18 protein-coding genes and 1 pseudogene are annotated in these 21,302 nt (G+C 64.7%); 11 read left to right on the top strand and 8 right to left on the bottom strand.

The window, feature by feature from the left end; all coding sequences use genetic code 11:
- From U5O12_RS08380 to U5O12_RS08365, 4 genes are all read left to right on the top strand, one after another.
- Positions 1-981, top strand: coding sequence for an ABC transporter permease (locus tag U5O12_RS08380; RefSeq protein ID WP_322578192.1), 981 nt, complete (start codon positions 1-3; stop codon positions 979-981).
- Positions 978-1,805: an ABC transporter permease gene (locus U5O12_RS08375; RefSeq protein ID WP_322578191.1), complete on the top strand. Its 828-nt coding sequence runs from the start codon at positions 978-980 to the stop codon at positions 1,803-1,805. Before U5O12_RS08380 ends, U5O12_RS08375 begins: the two co-directional genes overlap by 4 nt.
- Positions 1,802-3,235: an ABC transporter ATP-binding protein gene (locus tag U5O12_RS08370; RefSeq protein ID WP_322578190.1), complete on the top strand. Its 1,434-nt coding sequence runs from the start codon at positions 1,802-1,804 to the stop codon at positions 3,233-3,235. Before U5O12_RS08375 ends, U5O12_RS08370 begins: the two co-directional genes overlap by 4 nt.
- Positions 3,236-3,330: 95 nt before the next feature.
- Positions 3,331-3,513: a hypothetical protein gene (locus U5O12_RS08365; RefSeq protein ID WP_322578189.1), complete on the top strand. Its 183-nt coding sequence runs from the start codon at positions 3,331-3,333 to the stop codon at positions 3,511-3,513.
- Positions 3,514-3,530: 17 nt separating this feature from the next.
- On the opposite strand, the gene msrA is transcribed toward U5O12_RS08365, so the two are convergent.
- The gene (msrA, locus tag U5O12_RS08360; protein ID WP_322578188.1) at positions 3,531-4,070 is read right to left on the bottom strand and encodes a peptide-methionine (S)-S-oxide reductase MsrA; all 540 of its coding nucleotides are present in this window, start codon (positions 4,068-4,070) and stop codon (positions 3,531-3,533) included.
- A 126-nt stretch (positions 4,071-4,196) separates the two neighbouring features.
- Between msrA and U5O12_RS08355 the strand changes: the two genes are divergently transcribed.
- Genes U5O12_RS08355 through U5O12_RS08330 form a run of 6 tightly spaced genes read left to right on the top strand, consistent with a single transcriptional unit; the run spans position 4,197 to position 11,725 of the window.
- On the top strand, positions 4,197-4,880 hold the full coding sequence (locus tag U5O12_RS08355) for a TetR/AcrR family transcriptional regulator (protein WP_322578187.1): 684 nt from the start codon (positions 4,197-4,199) through the stop codon (positions 4,878-4,880).
- Positions 4,881-4,886: 6 nt separating this feature from the next.
- Entirely contained in the window at positions 4,887-6,026 is a 1,140-nt protein-coding gene (locus tag U5O12_RS08350) for an efflux RND transporter periplasmic adaptor subunit (RefSeq protein ID WP_322578186.1), read from the top strand.
- Positions 6,026-9,280: an efflux RND transporter permease subunit gene (locus tag U5O12_RS08345; protein ID WP_322578185.1), complete on the top strand. Its 3,255-nt coding sequence runs from the start codon at positions 6,026-6,028 to the stop codon at positions 9,278-9,280. Before U5O12_RS08350 ends, U5O12_RS08345 begins: the two co-directional genes overlap by 1 nt.
- Before the next feature lie 43 nt (positions 9,281-9,323).
- On the top strand, positions 9,324-9,977 hold the full coding sequence (locus U5O12_RS08340) for a protein-L-isoaspartate O-methyltransferase (RefSeq protein ID WP_322578184.1): 654 nt from the start codon (positions 9,324-9,326) through the stop codon (positions 9,975-9,977).
- A gap of 17 nt (positions 9,978-9,994) precedes the next feature.
- The gene (locus U5O12_RS08335) at positions 9,995-10,336 is read left to right on the top strand and encodes a rhodanese-like domain-containing protein (protein ID WP_322578183.1); all 342 of its coding nucleotides are present in this window, start codon (positions 9,995-9,997) and stop codon (positions 10,334-10,336) included.
- Between the two features lie 54 nt (positions 10,337-10,390).
- Complete coding sequence (locus U5O12_RS08330) at positions 10,391-11,725, top strand: TolC family outer membrane protein (RefSeq protein ID WP_322578182.1); 1,335 nt, start codon at positions 10,391-10,393, stop codon at positions 11,723-11,725.
- Between the two features lie 39 nt (positions 11,726-11,764).
- On the opposite strand, the gene U5O12_RS08325 is transcribed toward U5O12_RS08330, so the two are convergent.
- Genes U5O12_RS08325 through U5O12_RS08315 form a run of 3 tightly spaced genes read right to left on the bottom strand, consistent with a single transcriptional unit; the run spans position 11,765 to position 15,527 of the window.
- Positions 11,765-13,084 carry a 3-deoxy-D-manno-octulosonic acid transferase gene (locus U5O12_RS08325; RefSeq protein ID WP_322578181.1) on the bottom strand — a complete coding sequence of 440 codons (1,320 nt, stop codon included), beginning with the start codon at positions 13,082-13,084 and terminating at the stop codon, positions 11,765-11,767.
- Positions 13,081-14,154 carry a lipopolysaccharide heptosyltransferase I gene (gene waaC / locus U5O12_RS08320; protein ID WP_322578180.1) on the bottom strand — a complete coding sequence of 358 codons (1,074 nt, stop codon included), beginning with the start codon at positions 14,152-14,154 and terminating at the stop codon, positions 13,081-13,083. Before waaC ends, U5O12_RS08325 begins: the two co-directional genes overlap by 4 nt.
- Positions 14,151-15,527, bottom strand: a complete 1,377-nt coding sequence (locus U5O12_RS08315; protein ID WP_322578179.1) for a phosphomannomutase/phosphoglucomutase — start codon at positions 15,525-15,527, stop codon at positions 14,151-14,153. Before U5O12_RS08315 ends, waaC begins: the two co-directional genes overlap by 4 nt.
- A gap of 105 nt (positions 15,528-15,632) precedes the next feature.
- Between U5O12_RS08315 and U5O12_RS08310 the strand changes: the two genes are divergently transcribed.
- Positions 15,633-16,847 (top strand): bifunctional transcriptional activator/DNA repair enzyme AdaA, encoded by a 1,215-nt coding sequence (locus U5O12_RS08310; RefSeq protein WP_416221466.1) that lies wholly within the window; start codon positions 15,633-15,635, stop codon positions 16,845-16,847.
- Between the two features lie 671 nt (positions 16,848-17,518).
- Here the strand turns inward: U5O12_RS08310 and U5O12_RS08305 are convergent.
- The 4 genes and pseudogenes from U5O12_RS08305 to U5O12_RS08290 form a co-directional block, all read right to left on the bottom strand.
- Positions 17,519-17,959, bottom strand: a pseudogene (locus tag U5O12_RS08305) (hypothetical protein); the annotation flags it as partial.
- A gap of 486 nt (positions 17,960-18,445) precedes the next feature.
- The gene (locus tag U5O12_RS08300) at positions 18,446-18,883 is read right to left on the bottom strand and encodes a hypothetical protein (protein ID WP_322578178.1); all 438 of its coding nucleotides are present in this window, start codon (positions 18,881-18,883) and stop codon (positions 18,446-18,448) included.
- Positions 18,884-19,795: 912 nt separating this feature from the next.
- A complete protein-coding gene (locus U5O12_RS08295; protein WP_322578177.1) occupies positions 19,796-19,918 on the bottom strand; it encodes a hypothetical protein in 123 nt (40 codons plus the stop codon).
- Positions 19,919-20,344: 426 nt separating this feature from the next.
- Positions 20,345-21,220, bottom strand: coding sequence for a hypothetical protein (locus U5O12_RS08290; protein WP_322578176.1), 876 nt, complete (start codon positions 21,218-21,220; stop codon positions 20,345-20,347).
- Between the last annotated feature and the right edge of the window lie 82 nt (positions 21,221-21,302).

Genomic DNA, 21,302 nt, shown 5'->3' with positions numbered 1-21,302 from the left:
ATGGGCTGGACATTGGCAGCCCGCCAGGGCATCCGTTTGCTGGGCCAAGGCGCCTTGGTGGCTGGGGCCGTTGGGGCCCTGAGTTTTGTGATGACGCGAGCGCTTCCTGGCGATGCGGCCTACCGCATTGCTGCGGGCCGCTACGGCTACGACATGGTGGACACGGCTGCGGCAGAAGCCGTGCGCGCAGAGCTGGGCCTGGACCAGCCGGCCTGGCAGCAACTGCTGCACTGGCTGGGCGATCTGCTGCAATTTCGGTTGGGCACGTCCATGGTGTCAGGCGACCCGGTCGCCGATGAAATCGCCCACCAACTGGGGCATACCCTGCAACTGTCGCTGGTGGCGTGGTTGCTGGCCATGGTGTTGGGCCTGTTGCTGGGCGGCTGGTCCGCCTTGCGCAGCGCGCACTGGAGTGCCCGCTGGATCCAGCCCCTGTGCACCGTGCTGCGGGCGAGCCCGGCCTTTGTGCTGGGCGTGGTGTTGATGTTGGCCTTGGGCGTACACCTGGACTGGCTGCCAGTGGCGGGCCATGGCGATGCCTCCTATCTCGTGTTGCCTGCCTTGGCGCTGGCGCTCACGCTGGTGCCGGGCATCACCCAGGTGGTGGGCCAGCAGTTGCAGCAGGTGCTGGCATCCGATGCCTTTGAATTCGCCCAGACCAAGGGCATGCCAGTGCACGCCGCGCTATGGCGCCATGCACTGGCGCCACTGGCGCTGGGCACGCTGGCCTATGCGGGCATGCAGCTGGTGCTGCTGGTCGAAGGTGTGGTGGTGGTGGAGAGCCTAGTGGCGTGGCCCGGCATTGGTCACGCGCTGGTGCACGCCGTGATCTCGCGCGATGTGCCCATGATCCAGGGCACGGCCCTGGCCATGGGGTTGCTGTTTGTGCTGCTCAACGGGCTCGTGGATACCGCTGTGCAATGGCTGGACCCACGCCTGCGTGCGCCCGCCACAACGCGCGCAAACGGGAGCGCCGCATGAGCGCAATGCATCCACCTGCGATCGTTGACGTGCCATCACGTCCTGTCCTCCAACACTGGGGGCTGGGAGTGCTGGTGGCAGTCTTGCTACTGGGTCTGGGCAGCGCTTGGCTGGGCCAGGACCCCGCCATCCAGAACCTGGACCAGACGCTCAGCGCCCCCAGTGGGGCCCACTGGCTGGGCACCGACCATCTGGGTCGCGACCTGCTGGCCTGTTTGGGCGAAGCGGTGCGGGTGTCTTTTTGGCTGGCGCTGGGCTCTGCACTTTTGGCCGTCGCGCTGGGCTCGCTTCTGGGCCTGTGGGCCGCATGGCAGCGTGGCTGGGCAGACCGCATGCTGCGCCTGTGGGCCGATGGTGTAGCCGCCATTCCCGGCCTGCTGTGGGTGCTGCTGGTAGCCGCACTGGCACCCGGCCACAAGTGGGCCCTCTACAGCGGGCTGGTGCTCACCGCCTGGGTGGAGTTTTTCCGCTTGGTGCGCAGCCGCGCCAGCCTGACCCTGGCAGGCGACGCAGTACAAGCCGGGCGCCTGCTGGGCTTTGGCGCCCCCTACCTGCTGCGTTGGTATGTGCTGCCACCGCTGCTGGCTGACCTGCTGCGCCTGTGGAGCTACGCCGTGGCCAACGCGGTGCTGGCAGTGGCCGCACTGGGTTTCGTGGGTGTTGGCCTGCGCCCGCCCACCGCCGAGCTGGGCCTGATGATGACCGAAGCCCTGCCCTATTACGACGAAGCGCCGTGGCTGCTGGCCGGCCCGGTGCTGCTGCTGGTGCTGGTGGTCGCCGCCCTGCAATCTGCCACCGGCGCCCCCCAGAAAGACCCCGCATGAGCGACACCGTGCTGCAGGTCGACGACCTGCGTATTCACCTGAAACCCGGCCCCCACACCCCCCAGGGCGGCACCCTGCTGGAGGCTTGCAGCTTTGCCCTGCAAGCCGGCGAGCGGCTCACCCTGGTGGGCGAATCCGGTGCGGGCAAATCACTGTTGGCGCAAGCCATCATGGGAACCTTGCCTGCGGCTTTGCAGGCCAGCGGCTCTGTGTGCATTGGAGGTGTGGCGACCCACGGCCAGCGCACCCTGACCCAACCGCTGTGGGGACGCACAGTGATGATGTTGCCGCAGGAACCCTGGTCGGCACTGAGCCCGCTGATGCGCATGCAGAGCCAGGTGGCCGAAGCCGCCCGCTATGCCCGCAAACTGCCATGGCCGCAGGCACAAGAAGCCGCAGGCCAGCGCCTGCAAACGCTGGGCCTGGGCCACGCCGCGCGGCAGTGGCTGCACCAGATATCGGGTGGCATGGCTCAGAGGGTGGGCGTGGCCTGTGCCAGCGTCGCCCAAGCACAGCTCTTGATTGCGGACGAGCCCACCAAGGGCCTGGACCCCGGCGCTTGCCAGCAGGTGGCACAACTGCTGATGGCGGCGCAGGCCGAGGGGCAAGCCCTGCTTACCATCACCCACGATCTGGACTTGGCCTTGCAGCTGGGCGGACAGGTTGCCGTGTTGCGCCAGGGGCGCATCGTGGAGCAAGGTCCGGCACAGCAGGTACTGCAGGACCCGCAACACGCCTACACCCGGGAGCTGGTGGCTGCGCAGCCGCGGCATTGGCCCGCCTACCCGTTTCCAGCACGCGCCGATGCCCCGCCCTTGTTGCAAGCCCGGGGCTTGGGCAAGCGCTTTGGCGCCCGCACCGTGTTTGAGCGGCTGGACCTGACGCTGCGCGCAGGCGAGGTGGTCGCCATCAGCGGCCCCAGCGGCTGCGGCAAAACGACGCTGGGCAATGTACTCCTGGGCATTGCGCAGGCCGATGCCGGACAGGTGCAACGCCCCCCGGAGGTGCCGGCCTGGAAGTTCCAGAAGCTCTACCAGGACCCGCCGGCAGCCTTCTCGCCGTTTCGCACCCTGGGCCAAGCGCTGGACGATGTGCGCCAACGCCATCGCCCGCACGCCCTGCCCGTTGCCGACCAGACCCGCTGGATGCAGGCACTGGGACTGGATGCTGGCTTGCTGGCCCGGCTGCCACAGGCAGTATCAGGCGGGGAGCTGCAGCGCTTTTCCCTGCTGCGCCTGATGCTGCTGCAGCCCGCCTTCATCTTTGCGGACGAACCGACCTCCCGCCTGGACCCCATCACCCAGCGCAACACCATGCAGGTCTTGTGCGAAGGTGCAGCACAGTCAGGTTGCAGCGTGCTGCTGGTCAGCCACGATGCCGATCTGGCACGTACCAGCAGCCAGCGGCACATTGCCATGTCTTTGCATTAGCCGTCTTTTTTGCTATACATCCAGTAGCTGCTAACGCAGCTGCGACGGGCGTTGGAGTCAACAGAGGCACAATAGCGTGCAACTGGAGAATAAGCATGAAACGCGATGATGAACCCAAGCTGTGGGTCACCGTATTGAAGTTGGTCGTCGGCCTGGCGATCTTGATTGGCGGCGTGGGCCTGGCCCTGAACTACGCTGAAAAACACCAAGAGGAAATGCCCAAGCCCGCGCCCAAATCCAACTGGGGCATCTTCAGCGATTCGCCGATTCGGCGCTGAAGGGTTTCTTCCCCGGTCTATTTCTGCAAGCGCGCAAAGGTTTTGCGGAATTTGGCCACCTTGGGCGCGGCCACGGCCATGCAGTAGCCCTGGTGTGGGTTGCGTTCAAAAAAATCCTGGTGGTAGGCCTCGGCCGGCCAGTAGTTGTCCACCGGTAGCACTTTGGTGACGATGGGTCGGCTGTAGACCCCACTCGCCGCCATCTCGGCAATCACTTCCCGGGCCACGGCTTCTTGCTCAGGCGTCGAGACATAGATGCCGCTGCGGTATTGGGTGCCCACGTCGTTACCTTGACGGTTCAGCGTGGTTGGGTCATGGATCACAAAGAAGATTTCCAACACTTCGCGGGTAGATATCTGTGCAGGGTCATACACGAGCGTCACCACCTCGTTGTGGCCAGTGGTGCCGGTGCATACATCCTCGTAGCTGGGCCGCACCACCTGGCCATTGCTGTAGCCAGACTCCACGTCCACCACACCTTTCACCTGGACATACACCGCCTCGGTGCACCAAAAGCAACCGCCGCCCAAGGTTATGGTTTGCAGGGAAAGGGACATGGGGAACTCCATAAGATGGGGAAAGTCATTGGTCGGAACCAGCGCCCGCATCTTACGCAAAAGGCCCTTAGCGATTGACACTGCCGTGCCCCACGGCTACATTAATAACCAATCAGTCAGTAATTTATGCAGTGCCCCATCGACCTCCTCGCCAGCAATGTGCGCGCCAAACGTGAGCGCCGCAAAGACGCGCGCCCCGGCGAACTGCTGGCCGCGGCGCTGGAGCTGTTTGTGGAGAAGGGGTTTGCCGCCACCCGGGCCGAAGAGGTAGCCAAACGCGCAGGCGTGTCCAAAGGTACCTTGTTCCTATATTTCTCCAGCAAGGAAGAACTCTTCAAAGCCGTGGTGCGTGAGAACATCTCGGGCCGTTTTGACGAATGGAGCCAGGAGCTGGACGCCTACGAAGGCAGCAGCGCGGAGCTGCTGCGCTATTGCATCACCGTGTGGTGGGAGCGCGTGGGGTCCACCCAAGCGGCCGGCATCTCCAAGCTCATGATGAGCGAGGCGGGCAATTTTCCCGAGCTGGCTGCCTTCTACCAGGCGGAAGTGATTGCGCCGGGCAATGCCCTGATCCAGCGGGTGCTGCAACGCGGCATCGACAGCGGCGAATTCCGCCCGATGGATTTGAACTACGGCGCCTATCTGGTCATGGCGCCCATCCTGTTTCTGGCTATTTCCAAACAGTCGCTGGGCACGTGTATGCCCCCCGACGTTGTGTTTGACCCTTTGGCTTACATCCAAACCCAGGTGGACAACATGCTGATCGGCTTGGCCGTACGCCCCTCCACCAGCCCCTTGCAAGCGAGCTAACCTCCCATGAAACCCTGGATCAAATGGACCGCGGGCGCAGTGGCATTGGCACTGGTCGCCAGTGTGTCCGTGCGGGCCTTGTCGGCACGCAAAACGCAACAGGAAGCCCTGGCGAGCCAACAAGCTGCCAGCAAAGTGCAGGTGGCCATCGAGCTGGGGCCCCAGGATGTGGTGCTGGTGCAAAACATGGACCTGGCGCAAGGTTTGGCCATTTCAGGGCCGCTCAAGGCGGTGAACTCGGCGTTTGTCAAAGCCCGGGTGGCCGGGGAGCTGCAAGGTCTGACCGTGCGTGAAGGCGACGTGGTGAAAGCCGGCCAGGTGATTGCCCGCGTGGACTCCACCGAATCCCAGGCCCGGGTACGTCAGGCCCAGCAACAGGCTGAAGCTGCACGGGCGCAAGTCGACATTGCCAAACGCAGCTTTGACAACAACCGCTCCTTGGTCGAACAGGGTTTTATCTCCACGACTGCCCTGGAATCTTCCGCGGCCAATTTGGCAGCAGCAGAGGCCAGCTACCGGGCTGCACAGGCGGGAGCGGATGTAGCCGCCAAAGCACTGGACGACACGGTGCTACGCGCGCCCATCAGCGGCCAGGTGGCGCAACGGCTGGCCCAGCCCGGTGAACGTGTCGCGGTGGATGCCCGCATCATCGAAATTGTGGACCTGAGCCGCCTGGAGCTGGAAGCGAGCCTGAGCGCGACCGACTCCCTGCAGGTGCGGGTGGGCCAGACTGCCCAGCTCACCGTGGAAGGGTCTGCGACCACCATCGCGGCCAAAGTCAGCCGGGTGAACCCCAGTGCCGTGGCGGGCAGCCGCGCTGTGCTGGCCTACCTGGCGCTGGAACCCCATGCCTCGTTGCGCCAAGGTCTGTTTGCCCAAGGCCAGCTGAACCTGGGCAGCACACGCGCGCTCGGCTTGCCCCTGTCTGCGGTACGCACCGACAAACCACAACCCTATGTGCAAACCGTGCAAGCCGGCGTGGTGCAACACCAAACGGTGGACGTGGTGGCGCGGGGTGAGGCAGAGGGCAAAACCTTTGCTGCCATTCAGGGTGTGCCCGAAGGCACCCAGGTGCTCAGCGGCACCGTCGGCCCTGTGCGGGCGGGTACGGCCGTCAAGGCAGCTGCGGCCAAAGGCGGCAACTGATGTGGTTCACCCGCGTTAGCCTGCAAAACCCGGTCTTTGCCACCATGGTCATGCTGGCCCTGGTGGTGCTGGGCCTGTTCTCGCTGCAACGCCTGCAGGTGGACCAGTTCCCAAACATTGATTTCCCTGTCGTGGTGGTGATCGCCGACTACCCCGGTGCCTCCCCAGAGATCGTGGAGAGTGAAGTCTCCAAGAAAATCGAAGAGGGGGTGAACTCGATCGCCGGCATCAACGCGCTGACCTCGCGCAGCTACGAAGGCCAGAGCGTTGTGGTGATCGAATTCGGCCTGCACGTGGATGGCCGCAAGGCGGCCGAGGATGTGCGCGAAAAGGTGGCTTCTATCAAGCCGCTGTTGCGTGCCGAAGTGAAAGAGCCGCGCGTGCTGCGCTTTGACCCGGCAGCGCGTGCCATCTGGTCAGTGGCTGTATTGCCGGATAACGCCCCCACGCTTGCCACTGCGTGTGCTGCGCTGCCCCCCGAGGGGGCGCGTGCTTGCTTGGAGCGGTCCGGCGCGGCCCACAACGCCAAAGTGCCCAGCGCGGTGGAACTCACCAACTGGGCCGAACAAACCTTCAAGAAACGCTTGGAGAATGTGCGTGGCGTGGGCTCGGTGACCGTGGTGGGTGGCACCAAGCGCGAGATCAATGTCTACCTGAACCCGCAGGCGCTGGAGTCGTTTGGCATCACGCCCGACCAGGTGGTGAGTGCGGTACGCAACGAAAACCAGGACTTGCCCGTAGGCGCCATCGGCTCGGCCGAACAGGAGCGTGTGATCCAGATCGAGGCGCGCATGCAGCGCCCCGAAGACTTCGGCAAGATCATCGTGGCGCGCAAGAACGGCGCCCCGGTGCGCGTGGACCAAGTAGCACGGGTGGCCGATGATGCACAGGAAGTAGAAAGCCTGGCGCTCTACAACGGCCAGCGCACCCTGATGCTCACGGTGCAGAAATCGCAGGACGAAAACACCATTGCCGTGGTCGATGGCCTGATCAAGACCTTGGCCGAGATGCAGAAGCAGTTGCCTCCTGGCGTGAAGCTGGAACCCATCAACGATGGCTCGCGCCAGATCCGCGTGTCGGTGGACAACGTGCGGCGCACGCTGATCGAAGGTGCGGTGCTCACGGTGCTGATCGTGTTCCTGTTCCTGAACTCCTGGCGCTCCACCGTCATCACCGGGCTCACCCTGCCCATCGCGCTGATCGGCACCTTCTTGTTCATGCACTGGTTTGGCTTCACCATCAACATGATCACGCTGATGGCGCTGAGTTTGTGCGTGGGTCTGCTGATTGACGATGCCATTGTGGTGCGCGAAAACATCGTGCGACACGTGCAAATGGGCAAAGGCGCGTTTCAGGCCTCACTGGACGGCACACAAGAGATTGGCCTGGCGGTGCTGGCCACGACCCTGTCCATCGTGGCGGTGTTCCTGCCCATTGGTTTTATGGGCGGCATCATTGGCAAGTTTTTCCACGAGTTCGGCATCACCATCGTGGCCGCGGTGCTGATCTCGATGTTTGTGAGCTTCACGCTGGACCCCATGTTGTCCAGTGTCTGGCACGACCCCAGCATCGACAACCATGGCAAACACGGCCCGCCAGTCACGCTGTATGACAAAACCATTGGCCGCGTCACCCATTGGTTCGACACCGCCACAGAAAGCATGGCCGACGGTTACCAAGGCATCCTGCGCTGGTCGCTGCAGCACAAGCTGGCCACGGTAGGTCTGGCACTGGGCATTTTTGTGGGCAGCATTTTTATGGTGCCGCTCTTGGGCACTGAGTTTGTCCCGAAGTCGGACTTCTCGGAAACCACGGTCAACTTCAACACCCCGGTGGGTTCTTCGATTGAGGTCACCGAAGCCAAAGCCAAGCAGGTCGAGGCCATCATCCGCGAGTTCCCCGAGGTGCGCTACACGCTGGCCACCATCAACACCGGCAATGCGCAGGGCAAAATTTACGCCAGCATCTACATCCGCCTGGTGGACCGCAAGGACCGCCAGCTCAGTGTGGACGCCATGTCGGTCAAGCTGAGGGAACGCCTGCGCCAGGTGCCAGGCATCACGGTCACCCACGCGGGCCTGATGGACGCAGTGGGCGGGCAAAAACAAATCCTCTTCTCCATCCAGGGGGCAGACACCGGGGAACTCGAACGCCTGACCACGCTGGCGCTGGAGAAGGTCCGTGACATTCCCGGCCTGGTGGATTTGGACTCCAGCGTCAAGCCCAACAAGCCCACGCTGGACGTGCAGGTGAAGCGCGATGTGGCCTCGGACGTCGGCCTGTCTGTCAACCAGATTGGCACCGCACTGCGCACCCTGGTGGCCGGTCAGACGGTGGGCAACTGGCGCGCGCCAGATGACCAGACCTACGACGTCAACGTACGCCTGGCACCCACCGCGCGCAATAGCGCGAGCGACCTGAGCCAACTGCCGTTTACCGTAGGCAGCAATGCCGATGGCAGCCCGCGCATCGTGCGCCTGAACCAGGTGGCCGAGGTGGTGGAATCGACCGGCGCCAACCAGATCAACCGGCGCGACCTGACCCGAGAGGTGTCGATCAGCGGCAACGTCTCGGGTCGCTCGGCGGGCGAGGTGTCGGCCGACATCAAGGCTGCGATGGACACCATCGCCATGCCCGCAGGCTACAGCTACAAGTTCAGCGGCTCCACCAAAGACATGGCCGAGGCCTTTGGCTACGCCATCTCGGCCCTGGTGCTGGCAATTGTGTTCATCTACATGATCCTGGCCAGCCAGTTCAAGAGCTTTTTGCAGCCGCTGGCGCTGATGACCGCACTGCCGCTCACCCTCATCGGGGTGGTGTTGGCACTGATGACCTTTGGCTCCACCCTGTCCATGTTTTCCATCATTGGCGTGGTGATGCTGATGGGGCTGGTCACCAAAAACGCGATTCTGCTGGTGGACTTTGCCATCCGTGCGCGCGAAGACGGCACGGATGCGGACGGCAGCCATATCCCCGGCTTGGAGCGCTCCGAAGCCCTGTTGCTGGCCGCCAAGGTGCGGCTGCGCCCCATCTTGATGACCACGCTGGCCATGATCTTCGGCATGGTGCCGCTGGCCTTTGCGCTGACTGAAGGATCGGAAATGCGCGCCCCCATGGGGCAGGCAGTGATTGGCGGTGTGATCACGTCCTCGCTGCTCACCCTGGTGGTGGTGCCGGTGGTGTATTGCTACATGGACGACCTGGCGAACTGGGCCAAGCGGAAGTGGGGCGGACCGGCCACCCTCGCCCGGTAAAATTTGTCCATCTATGCCACCCGATTTCCAAGGAGAAACCCCAATGAACATCGCCCAAGCCCGATTCAACATGATTGAGCAACAGATCCGCCCCTGGAATGTGCTGGACACCGGCGTGCTGGAGCTGCTGAGCACCGTGCCACGCGAAGAATTTGTGCCTTTGGCACACCGGGCGCTGGCGTTTGCCGATCTGGAAATCCCCCTGCTCGGTGGCCAGTGCATGCTGGCACCGCGCCTGGAAGCGCGCCTGCTGCAAGACCTGGCCCTGCAGCCCCACGAGTCGGTGCTCGAAATTGGCGCAGGCTCCGGCTTCATGGCCGCGCTGCTGTCGCACCGTGCCGCCCAGGTGCTGAGCGTGGAACTGCTGCCCGAGCTGGTGGAGATGGCCCGCAACAACCTGCAAAAAGTCGGCATCCGCAATGTGACCGTGCGCCAGGACGACGGAGCCAAGCTCAGCGCTTCCCACGGCACGTTTGACGCCATCGTGCTCAGCGGCTCGGTTACCCAGGTGCCACACGACCTGCTGCAGCGCCTGAACGTGGGCGGCCGCCTGATTGCCATCGTGGGCGACGAGCCCCAGATGCGTGCCACCTTGGTCACCCGAACCAGCGCCACCGACTTCCGCACCACCCAGCCCTGGGATGCCAACGCGCCGCGCCTGCGGCATTTCGCAGAGCCTTCACGCTTCCAGTTCTAACCCCCGTCGTAGACACCATGATCGACCAAATCCGCCCCAGCCAACTGGAACAGTGGTTCCAGTCTGCCAACGCACCCGGCTTGCCCCTGGTGCTGGACGTGCGCGAGCCGCACGAGCTGGCGCTGGCGCGGGTTGAGGAAGACGGTCTGGAAGTGTTGGCCATCCCCATGGGGATCATCCCCGTGCGCTTGGCCGAGCTGGATGCCACACGCCCCATCGCCTGCCTGTGCCACCACGGCGCGCGCAGCATGCAGGTCGCCATGTTTTTGCAGAGCCGCGGTTTCACGCAGATCGCCAATATTGCCGGCGGCATCGATGCCTGGTCGGTGGAGCGCGACCCCGGCATCGCGCGTTACTGATTGCCCCGCATCCCTACGGCCCCATCCCTTCCGAGCCCCAGAAAGCCTTCCTCCATGCCACGTCTACGAAACCCCATGCGCTTCAAACTACTTCCCCTGGCCGTATTGGCTGCTGCCACATTCGCCCCCCTGGCCCAAGCCCAAAGCCTGGTAGACCTGTACACCGCCGCACGCGGCTTTGACGCCAGCTACCAGTCCGCCAAGAGCCAGTTCGACGCAACCCTGGCCAAGTCTGCCCAAGCGCGGGCCGCCATCCTGCCTACCGCCAACTTTGCCTTGGGTGCCAGCCGCTCCAACCAGGAAGTCTTGCCCTCGGCTGAGCGCTCATATGGCTCCCAGACTGCCACCATCAGCGCCTCCCAGCCTTTGTACCGCCCGGCCAACTGGGCCAGCTACGAGCAGGGCAACAAGCAGGTGGCTTTGGCACAGGCCCAGCTGCAGGCGGCCGAGCAGGATTTGATCGTGCGCGTGAGCCAAGCCTACTTTGATGTGCTGGCCTCTACCGACAGCCTGGCGTTTGTGAAGAGCCAGAAGACCGCCGTGGCCGAACAGCTGGCCTCGGCCAAGCGCAACTTTGAGGTGGGTACCTCCACCATCACCGACAGCCGCGAGGCGCAAGCCCGCTTTGACTTGGTGATTGCCCAGGAGCTGGCTGCCGAGAACGATCTGCGCGTCAAGACCATTGCCCTGAACCAGCTGGTGGGCAAGAGTGATGCAGCCCCCAAGCCTTTGGCCGCCCCGGTGGTGCTGGCCCCCTTGGAGCCAGCCGATGCCGAAGTCTGGGTGCAGCAGTCAGCCACCCGCCACCCTGGCATCCAGCAACAAGAAATTGCACTGGAAGTGGCCAAGCTGGAAACCGCCAAGGCCGAAGCCGGCCACAAGCCCACCCTGGACCTGACCGGCAGCTACTCAGCCGTCAACAACAACGGCACCTCCACCGCAACCGCCGACAGCCGGGTGAACGTAGCCACCATTGGGGTGAGCTTCAACCTGCCGCTGTTTGCCGGTTTCTCGACCCAAAACCGCATCAAGGAAACCCTGGCGCTGGAAGACAAGGCCCGTACCGATCTGGAAGCCACCAAACGTGCAGTGGCCCAAGGCACCCGCACTGCGTTCTTTGGGGTACTTTCCGGCCAAGGCCAGGTCAAGGCCTTGGAAGCGGCAGAGGCATCGAGCCAAAGCGCGCTGGAAGCCAACAAGCTGGGTTACCAGGTGGGGGTGCGCATCAACATCGATGTGCTCAACAGCCAGAGCCAGTTGTTTGACACCAAGGCCAAGCTGGCCAAAGCACGGTATGACGTGCTCTTGGGTGGCTTGAAGCTCAAGCAGGCCAATGGCACGCTGATGGCAGAGGATTTGAATCCCATCAACGGGCAGCTGGCGAACTGAGTTTCGCCCCCCCCCGCCCGGGCCCTGAACCTTGCGAGGTCAGGGCTTTTTTTCTGCCAGCACCGTGGCCAGTGCCTGGGCCGTACGCTGCGCAGCACCGCGGTGGGCGGCCCCCAAACCCAGAGCGGCTTGGTGGGCAGCATCCAACGCCTGCGGCTGGTGCAACATGGTGGTGGCACGATCCACCGCAGTGACCAGATCAGCGCATGAAACTGCGGCACCCGAAGCAGCCGACAGCTGCGCCGCCTCGGCAAAGTTGTAGGTGTGGGGCCCCATGAACACCGGCACCCCGCAGGCCGCAGCCTCAATCAGGTTTTGCCCGCCCAAGGGCGCAAAGCTTCCCCCCAGCAGGGCCGCATGGGCCAGGCCAAAGTACAGCGCCATCTCGCCCAGCGAATCACCCAGCCACACATCGGCCGCTACCGGACCGTCGGCCCCCCACTGGCTGCGGCGCGCCACCGTGTAGCCCGCCACGGTGAAGAGCGCCGCCACCTCGTCAAAGCGCTGCGGGTGGCGTGGAACGACCAGCCACTGCACGGAATTTGCTATGATTTCAGGAGCTTCTTGCGCAATATCCACGGGGCCTAGAGGCCTATTTCGCTTCAAAACCTCGACCAGCATGGCCTCTTCGCCCTCGCGCGCGCTGGCGAACATCAGCACCGGGCGGGTGCTGGCCGTGCGCCAAGCCCGGCCCTGCGCGAGCTGCGTGGCATTGGGCGCCATGTCGAATTTGAAGTTGCCCATCACCCCGCGCACCGGCGCGCCCAGCTGGCGCAGGCGCTGGGCATCGGCCTCGCTCTGCGCCCAGACTGCGTTCAGGCCCTGGTAGGCGGGCCGCGCCAGCCAGGCCAGGCGCTGGGCTTGGCGCAGGCTTTTCTCGCTCAAGCGCGCATTCACCAGGCACAACGGCACCCCCGCACGCGCACTCTCGGCCACCAAATTGGGCCACAGCTCGGTTTCCATCAGCAGGCCCAGTTGCGGACGAAAGTGGGTCAGAAAGCGGCGCACCGCACCTACCGTGTCCCAGGGCTGCCACACCTGCACATCGCCGGGCTGCAAGAGGCGCACGCCAGCCGCGCGGCCGGTGGCCGTGCCGTGGGTGAGCAACAGGCGCATGCCAGGCAGTTGCTGGCGCAGGGCTGCCACCAGCGTGGCGGCGGCCAGCGTTTCGCCCAGTGATACCGCATGCAGCCAAACCAGCGGCCCCTCGCCCGCCGCAGGGGCGCCGTGGGCGTAGTGGCCAAAGCGCTCGGCGATGTGTTCACCATACAGAGGCTCAGCCGCAGCGCGACGACGCAGCTTGCGGCGCACCAGGGGCTGCGCCAACCAGACGGCCAGCGAATAGAGGGCGCGCATCATCGGCACAGCACCGGAGTGGCCAGGCTTTCCCACGCCTCCCACACGGCGTCCACCGTGGGCTGGGGTTGGCCAAACACGCTGATTTGCCGCAGCGGCAGGCGCGGTGCGGTGGCCGCGTCGGTGCCGGCCAGTACCTCGGGGCCGGTGCGCCAGGCGGTGTCAAAGTTGTAGATCTGCACATGCGGCAGGTCCAGTGCCACAGCCATGTGGCTCACGCCGCTGTCCACGCCCACCACACCGGCGCATTGGGCCAGCGTGTCGGTCATGGCATCCAGTGCCATGGCGGGCCAGACCCAGGCGTCCTGCAGCTGCGCGGCGATGGCTTCGCTGGTGGCTTTTTCGCTCGTATTGCCATGCGCCAGTGCAACGGCAAAACCTGCATGGTTGAGGCGCTGGCCCAGTGCCACCCAGGCGGCCTGTGGCCATTCCTTGTCGGCGCGCGAGGTGCCATGTACCAACGCCACCAATGGCTTTTTAGGTGCAAAGGAATTGCCGCTGGCTGCGTTTTGCGGGGGGGCTGCGGCCGCCAGGCTACCGGCATGCAGGCCGGCCAGCGCCGGCCCCTGCAGGTCGTAGCCCAACGCTGCGGCACACAAAATGCGCGAGCGCTGCACGGCGTGCACATGCGGTTCGATCTCGATGGCCACATCAGCCACCCAGCGCGCCGGAGCCTCAAACCCCGAGCCGTCGGTCTGGTTGGCCAGGCCGTAACGCTTGCCACCGGGCGTGGTGCGCGCCAGCCAGGACACCAGCGCGGACTTGCTCAGGCCCTGCAGGTCGATGATGGCGTCATAGGTATGGGACTGCAGCTGCGCTTTGAACGCACGCCAAGCGTGGCGCGTAGCGGCGGAAAACGGCGCCTTGCGCCAGCGCCGCAGCTCACACGGAATCACCCGCTGCACACCTTGGCAACGTGCCACCAGCGGCGCAAAGGCCGCTTCCACGACCCAGTCCATCTGCGCTTGCGGATAGGCACGGCGCAGGTCTTGCACGGCCGGCATGGCATGCACCACATCGCCCAGCGACGAGAGCTTGACGAGCAAAATGCGTTGAGGAGCAGCGGGCTTCAATGCACAGCCTTTCGAATCTGGGCGTCGGGCAACACGGCGCGCAGCAGGGCCAGCATGGCGTCCTGGATGCGCTGTAGCGCAGCCTCGGTCTGCCCTTCAAAACGCAACACCAACACCGGCGTGGTGTTCGAGGCGCGCACCAGGCCAAAGCCATCGGGCCAGTCCACGCGCAGACCGTCCACCGTGCTCACCACGGCGTGAGCCGGCATCGGCATCTCATGCATGAGTTGCTCCACCACGGCATGTGCCTCCGCACACGCCACATGCAATTCCGGTGTGGAGTAGCTGGTGGGCAGTGCGTTGAGGAGGGCACTGGCATCGGGCGCACGGCTCACAATTTCCAGCAAGCGGGCTGCGGCATAGGTGCCGTCGTCGAACCCGTACCATCGATCCTTGAAGAACATATGGCCACTCATCTCTCCGCCCAGCGGCGCGTCGACCTCACGCATCTTGGCCTTGATCAGCGAATGGCCGGTCTTCCACATCAGCGGCCGGCCACCCGCCGCAGTGATGGCGGGCGCCAGCTGCTGCGAGCATTTCACATCAAAGACGACGGTGCCACCCGGCACGCGGCTGAGCACATCGCGTGCAAACAGCACCATCTGGCGGTCCGGGTAGATGGTCTGCCCATCGCGGGTGACGATGCCCAGCCGGTCGCCGTCACCATCAAAGGCCAGGCCCAGCTCGGCATCCCCCTGCTGCAGGGCCGCAACCAGGTCACGCAGGTTTTCGGGTTGGCTGGGGTCGGGGTGGTGATTCGGAAAATTGCCATCCACCGTGCTGAACAGCTCCTGCACCTCGCAGCCCAGGGCACGCAAGATATCTGGCGCCGAGGCCCCGGCCACACCGTTGCCGCTGTCCACCACAATTTTCAAGGGGCGCGCCAGACACACATCACCCACCATGCGCGCCGTGTAATCGGCCAGCAAGTCCACGCTGCGGCAGGAGCCGCCGGGCTGCAGCACCCAAGTTTCTTGTTCCATGCACAGACGCAGGGTTTGGATCGCGTCGCCATAAATGGCCTGCCCGGCCAGCACCATCTTGAAACCATTGTCATCACGCGGGTTGTGGCTGCCGGTGACCTGGATGCCACTGCTGCACAGGGTGTGCGCCGCGAAATACAGCATGGGCGTGGTCACCATGCCCACGTCAATGACCACCACACCAGCCTCCTGCAGTCCACGCACCAGCGCCGCAGCCAGCGCGGGACCGCTCAGTCGTCCATCGCGGCCCACGGCCACGGTGGTTTCACCTCGGGCCATGGCCACGGTGCCAAAGGCGCGGCCCAAGCCGCGCGCAAACTCTTCATTCAGGGTCTGGGGCACCACGCCGCGGATGTCATAGGCCTTGAAAATACGGGGTGCCAGCTGCACTAAAAAATCCTTGTATCGGCCGGTGCGGATGCCCGTGCCTGTGGCGGCACATTGTAGGCGGCAGCCTCCCCGTTTTCGCCACAGCCACATGTCCGAAAACGGCGCATGGCGCACACCTGGCTCCGTATCATCCAGCCCATGCACAGCCCCTCTTCCGCCCACAACGCCGACGCTGGCCAGTACCTGGCCCTCAAGGCACGCGATGCGCGGTTTGACGGGCGCTTCTTCACTGGCGTCACCAGCACCGGCATCTACTGCCGCCCGGTCTGCAAGGTACGTACACCCAAACAAGAGAACTGCCGTTTTTTTGCGCTGGCCTCGCAGGCTGAGGCTGCGGGCTTTCGGCCCTGCATGCGCTGCCGCCCCGAGCTGGCGCCCTCGGGCCTGCAGGCGCTGGGCGCACAAGCCTGGTCCACCCAGGACGCCTCCGCCATCCTGGCGCGCCAAGCGGCCCAGTTGCTGGACGCCCCCCAGCTCTGGAGCGATGGTGCCCCCAGCATGGGTCAGGTGGCCGAGCGCCTGGGCGTGAGCGAGCGCCACCTGCGCCGCATTTTTGAAGCGCTGTGGGGCGTCTCGCCATTGCAGTACCTGCAAACCCGGCGCCTGCTGACGGCCAAACAACTGCTCACCGACACCCAGCTCCCGATTGCTCAGGTAGCCGCGTTGAGCGGCTTTGCCAGCGTGCGGCGCTTCAACACCGTGTTTGTGGCGCAGTACCGGCTGCAGCCGCGCGCCCTGCGCAGTGCGGCGGGCAGCCACGCGAGTCAAAGCACCGGCCTGCAGCTCAAGGCGGCCTATCGGCCACCGCTGGACGGGGCCGCCATGCTGCAGTTTTTTGCCCAACGCAGCCTGGCCGGTGTGGAGGTGGTGGATGTGGCCCAGTCGCGCCTGGCGCGCACGTTGGCCCTGCATGGAGCGGGCCAACCACTGCAAGGCTGGCTGCAACTGCAACTGCTGCCCGAACGCAACGAAGTGCTGATCACCGTGAGCGAATCGTTGGCCAGCGCGCTGCCGTTGGTAATGGCCCGCGTACGCAACCTGCTGGACCTGGATGCCGATCCGCACGCCATCCACGCCGTGCTGCAGGGCACGTTTCCCGATGGCGCAGGCCTGCGTGTGCCGGGCACGGTAGACGGCTTTGAGCTGGCGGTGCGCGCCGTGCTGGGCCAGCAAATCACCGTGCAGGCCGCGCGCACGAAGCCAAGGTCATCCGGCAGATCGCCGAATGCGGGCTTGTCGATGGCTACCAGAACATCGCGCGGGGTGGGCGCATCAAACAGGCCACCACTGGCCCCGGCCTTGCGCGCGTCACTGGCGTAGCGGGTCAGGAAGGCGGCCACATCATCGGCGTTGGCCGCGCGGCCGTTCGGCCAGAACTTGCGCACCATTGCGGCGGTCAGCGGCGCAACCGGGCCTTCGATCATGTCAACCGCGTCGAGGATTTCGGACAGGGCCTTGGTCACGGGCAGCCTGTCACGCGCGGCCACCTGACGCGCGGCAGAAATCAGGCGCATGGCGTCCATCACATGGCCGCTGATATCCATTTCCGGCGCGACAAGGCCCGCCTCGATGTCAGCGCGCAGTGCGGCCCATTCCGGTGCGGCCGTGTCCAGCGCCTCGATCAGGGTTTTCAGATCGTTTGCGGCCCCCTCGGCATACAGTGCCACCATGTCGGGATCAGACCAGGCGCGCGCAAACAGGGCCTCGCGCAGCTGGCGCTGGCCAAAGGCGTTGAGCGCACCACTGGCATCGAACATTGCGTTGCGTTCGGTGCGGGGCAGGGTGGCAAGGGCCGCGCGCACAAAGTTGCCATTGGCCCCGGATGTGATGGGCTGGCTGGGGTCAAGCTGTGCCAGAATGGGGGATTGAAGATTGCGCGCAGTGTTGCGGGCCACTTCGGTGGGCGTCATACGGGCCGTGCCACCGTCCTGCGCATCGATCACGAACTGGCGGCGCTGATCGGGGGTGAATGCGCTGCGCCGGCGCGCGATCAGCACAGGCTGGGTGACACCGTCGGGGATGGCATAGCCTGCGGCCTCGATGGCACCACGATAGGCCTGCGCGCGGTCCGGCACCCGTTCGTAGGCGCGGGCGATGGCCATGGCCCGGCCATTGCCGCTTTCAATGATGTTGTCGGGGCCCACGATGGGGGGGCCGTTTGATGCCAGCGGTGCAGGCAGCAGCAGCGCCGGGTCCAGCCGCGCAGCCATATCGGCGATCTGCGCATCCGATGCCACGCGGCTGCGGTCACGCGGTTGCAGATCGCCCGCTGCCCGGATCAGCGTTGCATAATCAACCACCTCATAATCAACATCGATGGGCGGGCCGTCGCCCGTGGTGACCTGCCCCGAACCGGTATAGCTGCGGCTGGTGCCGCCTTCGGTGAATGTGGGCAAGTCACGCGCGGCATCGGGGTCAAAGGCGCGGCGCATCTTGTTGTTGGCCCATGCGCGCAGATCGCCCGCCGTGAAATCGGCAAATCGCTTGCCGTTGAACCGGATGCCGGCATTGGCCGAAATGACGCGCGCGCCCAGAATGCCAGATATCGGCGTATTCGGGGCGGCGCGCATCCTGGCCAGCGGCCACCGCCTGATCCGGCTCGCCGTGGACCAGATACATCTCGCCAGGACCGGGATCAAACCCTGCGGCAGCAAGGGCCGCGTGGTTGTCACGCTGCAGCGCGCGCGTCATCTCGATTAACAATCGCCGAGATCGTCCCGCGCAAGCGCCAGCACTTCGTTGTTGAGAATCCGGCCTTCGAAAGATGTCGGGGCGAGTGGCGGCGCAGCGGTGGTCAGCTATATGCTGGAAATGAACTGGCCGAGGCCGCGCGCCGAACTGTTGGCCAGGGGCTTGTGCGGTGGCTACGCCACCACTTTCCTCGCCCGATCGATTTCGGCCGAGCGCCAGCATCCTCGTTATAACGCAGGCCGGGGGTGTTGATCGATGGCCGGGCTGACAAGGCCGGAGGAACACATCGACGCGGCCATGGCGGCCAGCACGGGGCGTTGCGCCCAGTTCGTGCATGGTCTGATCATGTGACGACAACCGCCAGTTGGGTGCAGCAGGGTTTCTTCGTTCGCGGTGCGGTTTCCAGGTCGAGCTCTGCCCTCGGCGGCGAAGCAACCTCGACTTCGAGCCCCAGTTCGGCTTTCTTCTACTTCGGGCCGGGCCACGATGGCGGTCTGGTTGCGCGCACTTGCCCAATTAGCACCCCAGCCGATGGCCTTGGCTGCCCCCACCAGCACACCTGCGAACGCGCCGCCAAGGGCGGTGTCGGTGGCCACCTGTTGCACGGCATTGGGTTCAGGCAGATCAAGCCGTTCGGCGGCGCGGTATTGGCCGGGCAGGGCCATGACGCTGCTGACCCCACGCCCGGCGAGGGCTTCGGACGAGAATGAATATGTGGCCCTTGCTGCGCCGCCACCGAGGGCATCGATGCGACGATGGCGAGTATGACTGAATTCGCCGAGGCGCAGTTTCGCCCAGAAACGCGGCGATGCCACCACCCGGTTCGGCCAGCGTGGCCTCTGCATCGGCAAGTGCTGCCTTGTCGTCATTCAACAGGCGGGCCTCCAGGCAGTTCCTGCGTCAGAGGGCGAGATCGCCCCATCTGCGTCGGGTCTGTGGCCCGCGGTCTTAGCTTGGCGGCATCGCCGCTGATGTCGCTGGCAAGCTGACGCTTCTGCTAGTGCCTCAAGGTTTGAAACGCGGCCGAACTGCGAATCCAGTACAGCGCGCGGTTATCGTGGAAATGGCTGTCTGTGCGTCTTTTGGCGAGGCGGCGGGGCATATCCAGCGCAGAGAATCGAGCCGCGCGCATTAGCATATCGCACGTTGATCATTGCCCGTGATAGTGGAGCCGCGTCCGGGCGGCACCCCAGATATCCCAGAACCCTGCGTCGTTGGTGGGCAGGGGTGGCAGGCCAGTAAGCAAGGGTGGCACGGTTTCATCAGAGAATGGGTCTGCCGGCTGGGCGGCGGGTGTTGCATCGGGCGGCGATGCCACGGGACCCATGTGGCGAGGGCCTGAATCAATGGTGGCTGTGATTGGGTCATCAGGTGGCGGCGCAGAGGGCGTATCACCATCCTGCAGGGCGACGGTGGTCAAGGCTGAGGTTTTGCACCATCTAGTCGCAAGCTAAATTCCTCGATCGTCATTCCGCTGTCCCCCAGTTGAGCAGCCGGTAACCCGGGGCTTAATATTCGTCGCCTTGCTCACCTTCATGCCAAACCACCAATTGCCCATTACGCGAATAGTCGAGCCGTCAATGATCATTTCGCCCCGGCGCCTTTTCGATCTGCAGCAGTTCAATGATACCGTTTTCCACATCGGCGGCGGTGAATGCAGGCAACCGGCCATCCACGGACGCTGCGCGCAGGCCGCGCATGATCATCGAGGTACTTGGGCGCGGGCGTCTCGCCAGGGAATGGATCGACCTTGACGAACCCGCCGTAGTCGAATTAAACGAGGTCAGCCCGGCGGCTGATCTTCAAAGTTTTCCATTCTGCCGTCTCGTCCGATGATAGTAGAACATAGCTAGACGGCCCCGGCGCCATCGCGTCACGAAAGCAGTTGCACGCCCCGATGGTAAGATCGCCGTTCGAGACCGGGCGTTGCGCCGATCACCGTTGAAGTAGCTGCGCGCTATAAGCATCGCCGCAGGATACCTGAATCATCTCAGAAAATGACACGCTTGTATCAGCACCCGCCGCAATCTGTGCGCGCGAACCGTCCGCATACAGGGCTTCGGTGGCACTCAAATCGCGCGCCTTCGATTGCGAATCATCATCATAAACACCGCGCCGTCATTTCATCAAGGTTTTGCGATCTGGTCCGCATTGCTTATTCGCCGCCTGCGGCTGCCCGTGGCCAGTAATGAACTACGCTGGCCGCGCAGCATCGCCTCGATGACGCCAGTCTGGCCGGTTTCCGTCATCAGGCGCGTGGCCTCGGCGAACACCGGAAACCACCGCGCGATGATCCGGTTCAGGAATTCGGGGTTGCCTTGTGTGCCCTGCACGATGGCGCGGGCCAGTTCGATCTTGGGGGCAACATCGGCCTCGGGCGCTGTGACAGCGCGCAGCGCGGTGCGTTCGGCCTCGTCCAGCACGGCCCCGCGCGGATCGGTGATGTATCCGTCACGCTGCAGGACGGTGGCATAGGTCATCCGCTGGGCAAGGCCGGTGGCCAGATTGGCGGTGTCGGCCACGTCAATTTCAGGCACGGGCAGGCCAGCGGTGCGCGCCTGAACCACGGGTTCAGTCGTCCAGCCTTTGGCGGCGGCATCGCGCCAGGTGGTCAGCACTTCCAGCCGTTCGGTCTGGTACGTCTCGGACTTCGGCGCAGCCCGTTCGGCGGCGATGGCTGCGTCCAGTTGTGCGGGCGTCATCTGCCGGATGCCGGGGGTTTCATCGGCCAGATCGCGCGCGGCCACGGCGGCCGCATAGTCCGGGTGCGCCTGCACGGCGGGATCGTCAAGAAAATCGCGGTCGGCTACGGTGACGCCATCCTTGCCAAACAGCGTCGTCAACGTCGTCAGCCGCGCGCCAATGGCACGGTTCTGTTCAGTGGTGGCGGCCTCCACCGCCTTGACCTCGGCGGCGGCGCGACGGTCAAGTTCGGCTTGGGTGGATACGCGCAGGCTTGCGACGCGTTCAGGGCCAAGGTCGTTGAATTCGCCGCTGTCCAACTGGGCAAGAAACCCGGCGGGGTCACTGTCGGCGATCTGGATGGCGCGGGCGTTGTAGACCTCTTGGCGCAGGGCGGCTTTT

This window comes from Rhodoferax sp. (assembly GCF_034519335.1).
Lineage (GTDB): Bacteria > Pseudomonadota > Gammaproteobacteria > Burkholderiales > Burkholderiaceae_C > Allorhodoferax.
This window is presented reverse-complemented; position numbering and strand designations above follow the sequence as displayed.

Coding starts and splice junctions, on each gene's coding strand:
- U5O12_RS08380 (WP_322578192.1), top strand. CDS start 1: ATGGGCTGGACATTGGCAGCCCGCCAGGGCATCCGTTTGCTGGGCCAA.
- U5O12_RS08375 (WP_322578191.1), top strand. CDS start 978: ATGAGCGCAATGCATCCACCTGCGATCGTTGACGTGCCATCACGTCCT.
- U5O12_RS08370 (WP_322578190.1), top strand. CDS start 1,802: ATGAGCGACACCGTGCTGCAGGTCGACGACCTGCGTATTCACCTGAAA.
- U5O12_RS08365 (WP_322578189.1), top strand. CDS start 3,331: ATGAAACGCGATGATGAACCCAAGCTGTGGGTCACCGTATTGAAGTTG.
- msrA (WP_322578188.1), bottom strand. CDS start 4,070: ATGTCCCTTTCCCTGCAAACCATAACCTTGGGCGGCGGTTGCTTTTGG.
- U5O12_RS08355 (WP_322578187.1), top strand. CDS start 4,197: ATGCAGTGCCCCATCGACCTCCTCGCCAGCAATGTGCGCGCCAAACGT.
- U5O12_RS08350 (WP_322578186.1), top strand. CDS start 4,887: ATGAAACCCTGGATCAAATGGACCGCGGGCGCAGTGGCATTGGCACTG.
- U5O12_RS08345 (WP_322578185.1), top strand. CDS start 6,026: ATGTGGTTCACCCGCGTTAGCCTGCAAAACCCGGTCTTTGCCACCATG.
- U5O12_RS08340 (WP_322578184.1), top strand. CDS start 9,324: ATGAACATCGCCCAAGCCCGATTCAACATGATTGAGCAACAGATCCGC.
- U5O12_RS08335 (WP_322578183.1), top strand. CDS start 9,995: ATGATCGACCAAATCCGCCCCAGCCAACTGGAACAGTGGTTCCAGTCT.
- U5O12_RS08330 (WP_322578182.1), top strand. CDS start 10,391: ATGCCACGTCTACGAAACCCCATGCGCTTCAAACTACTTCCCCTGGCC.
- U5O12_RS08325 (WP_322578181.1), bottom strand. CDS start 13,084: ATGATGCGCGCCCTCTATTCGCTGGCCGTCTGGTTGGCGCAGCCCCTG.
- U5O12_RS08310 (WP_416221466.1), top strand. CDS start 15,633: ATGGCGCACACCTGGCTCCGTATCATCCAGCCCATGCACAGCCCCTCT.
- U5O12_RS08300 (WP_322578178.1), bottom strand. CDS start 18,883: ATGGCCCTGCCCGGCCAATACCGCGCCGCCGAACGGCTTGATCTGCCT.
- U5O12_RS08295 (WP_322578177.1), bottom strand. CDS start 19,918: ATGCGCGGCCTGCGCGCAGCGTCCGTGGATGGCCGGTTGCCTGCATTC.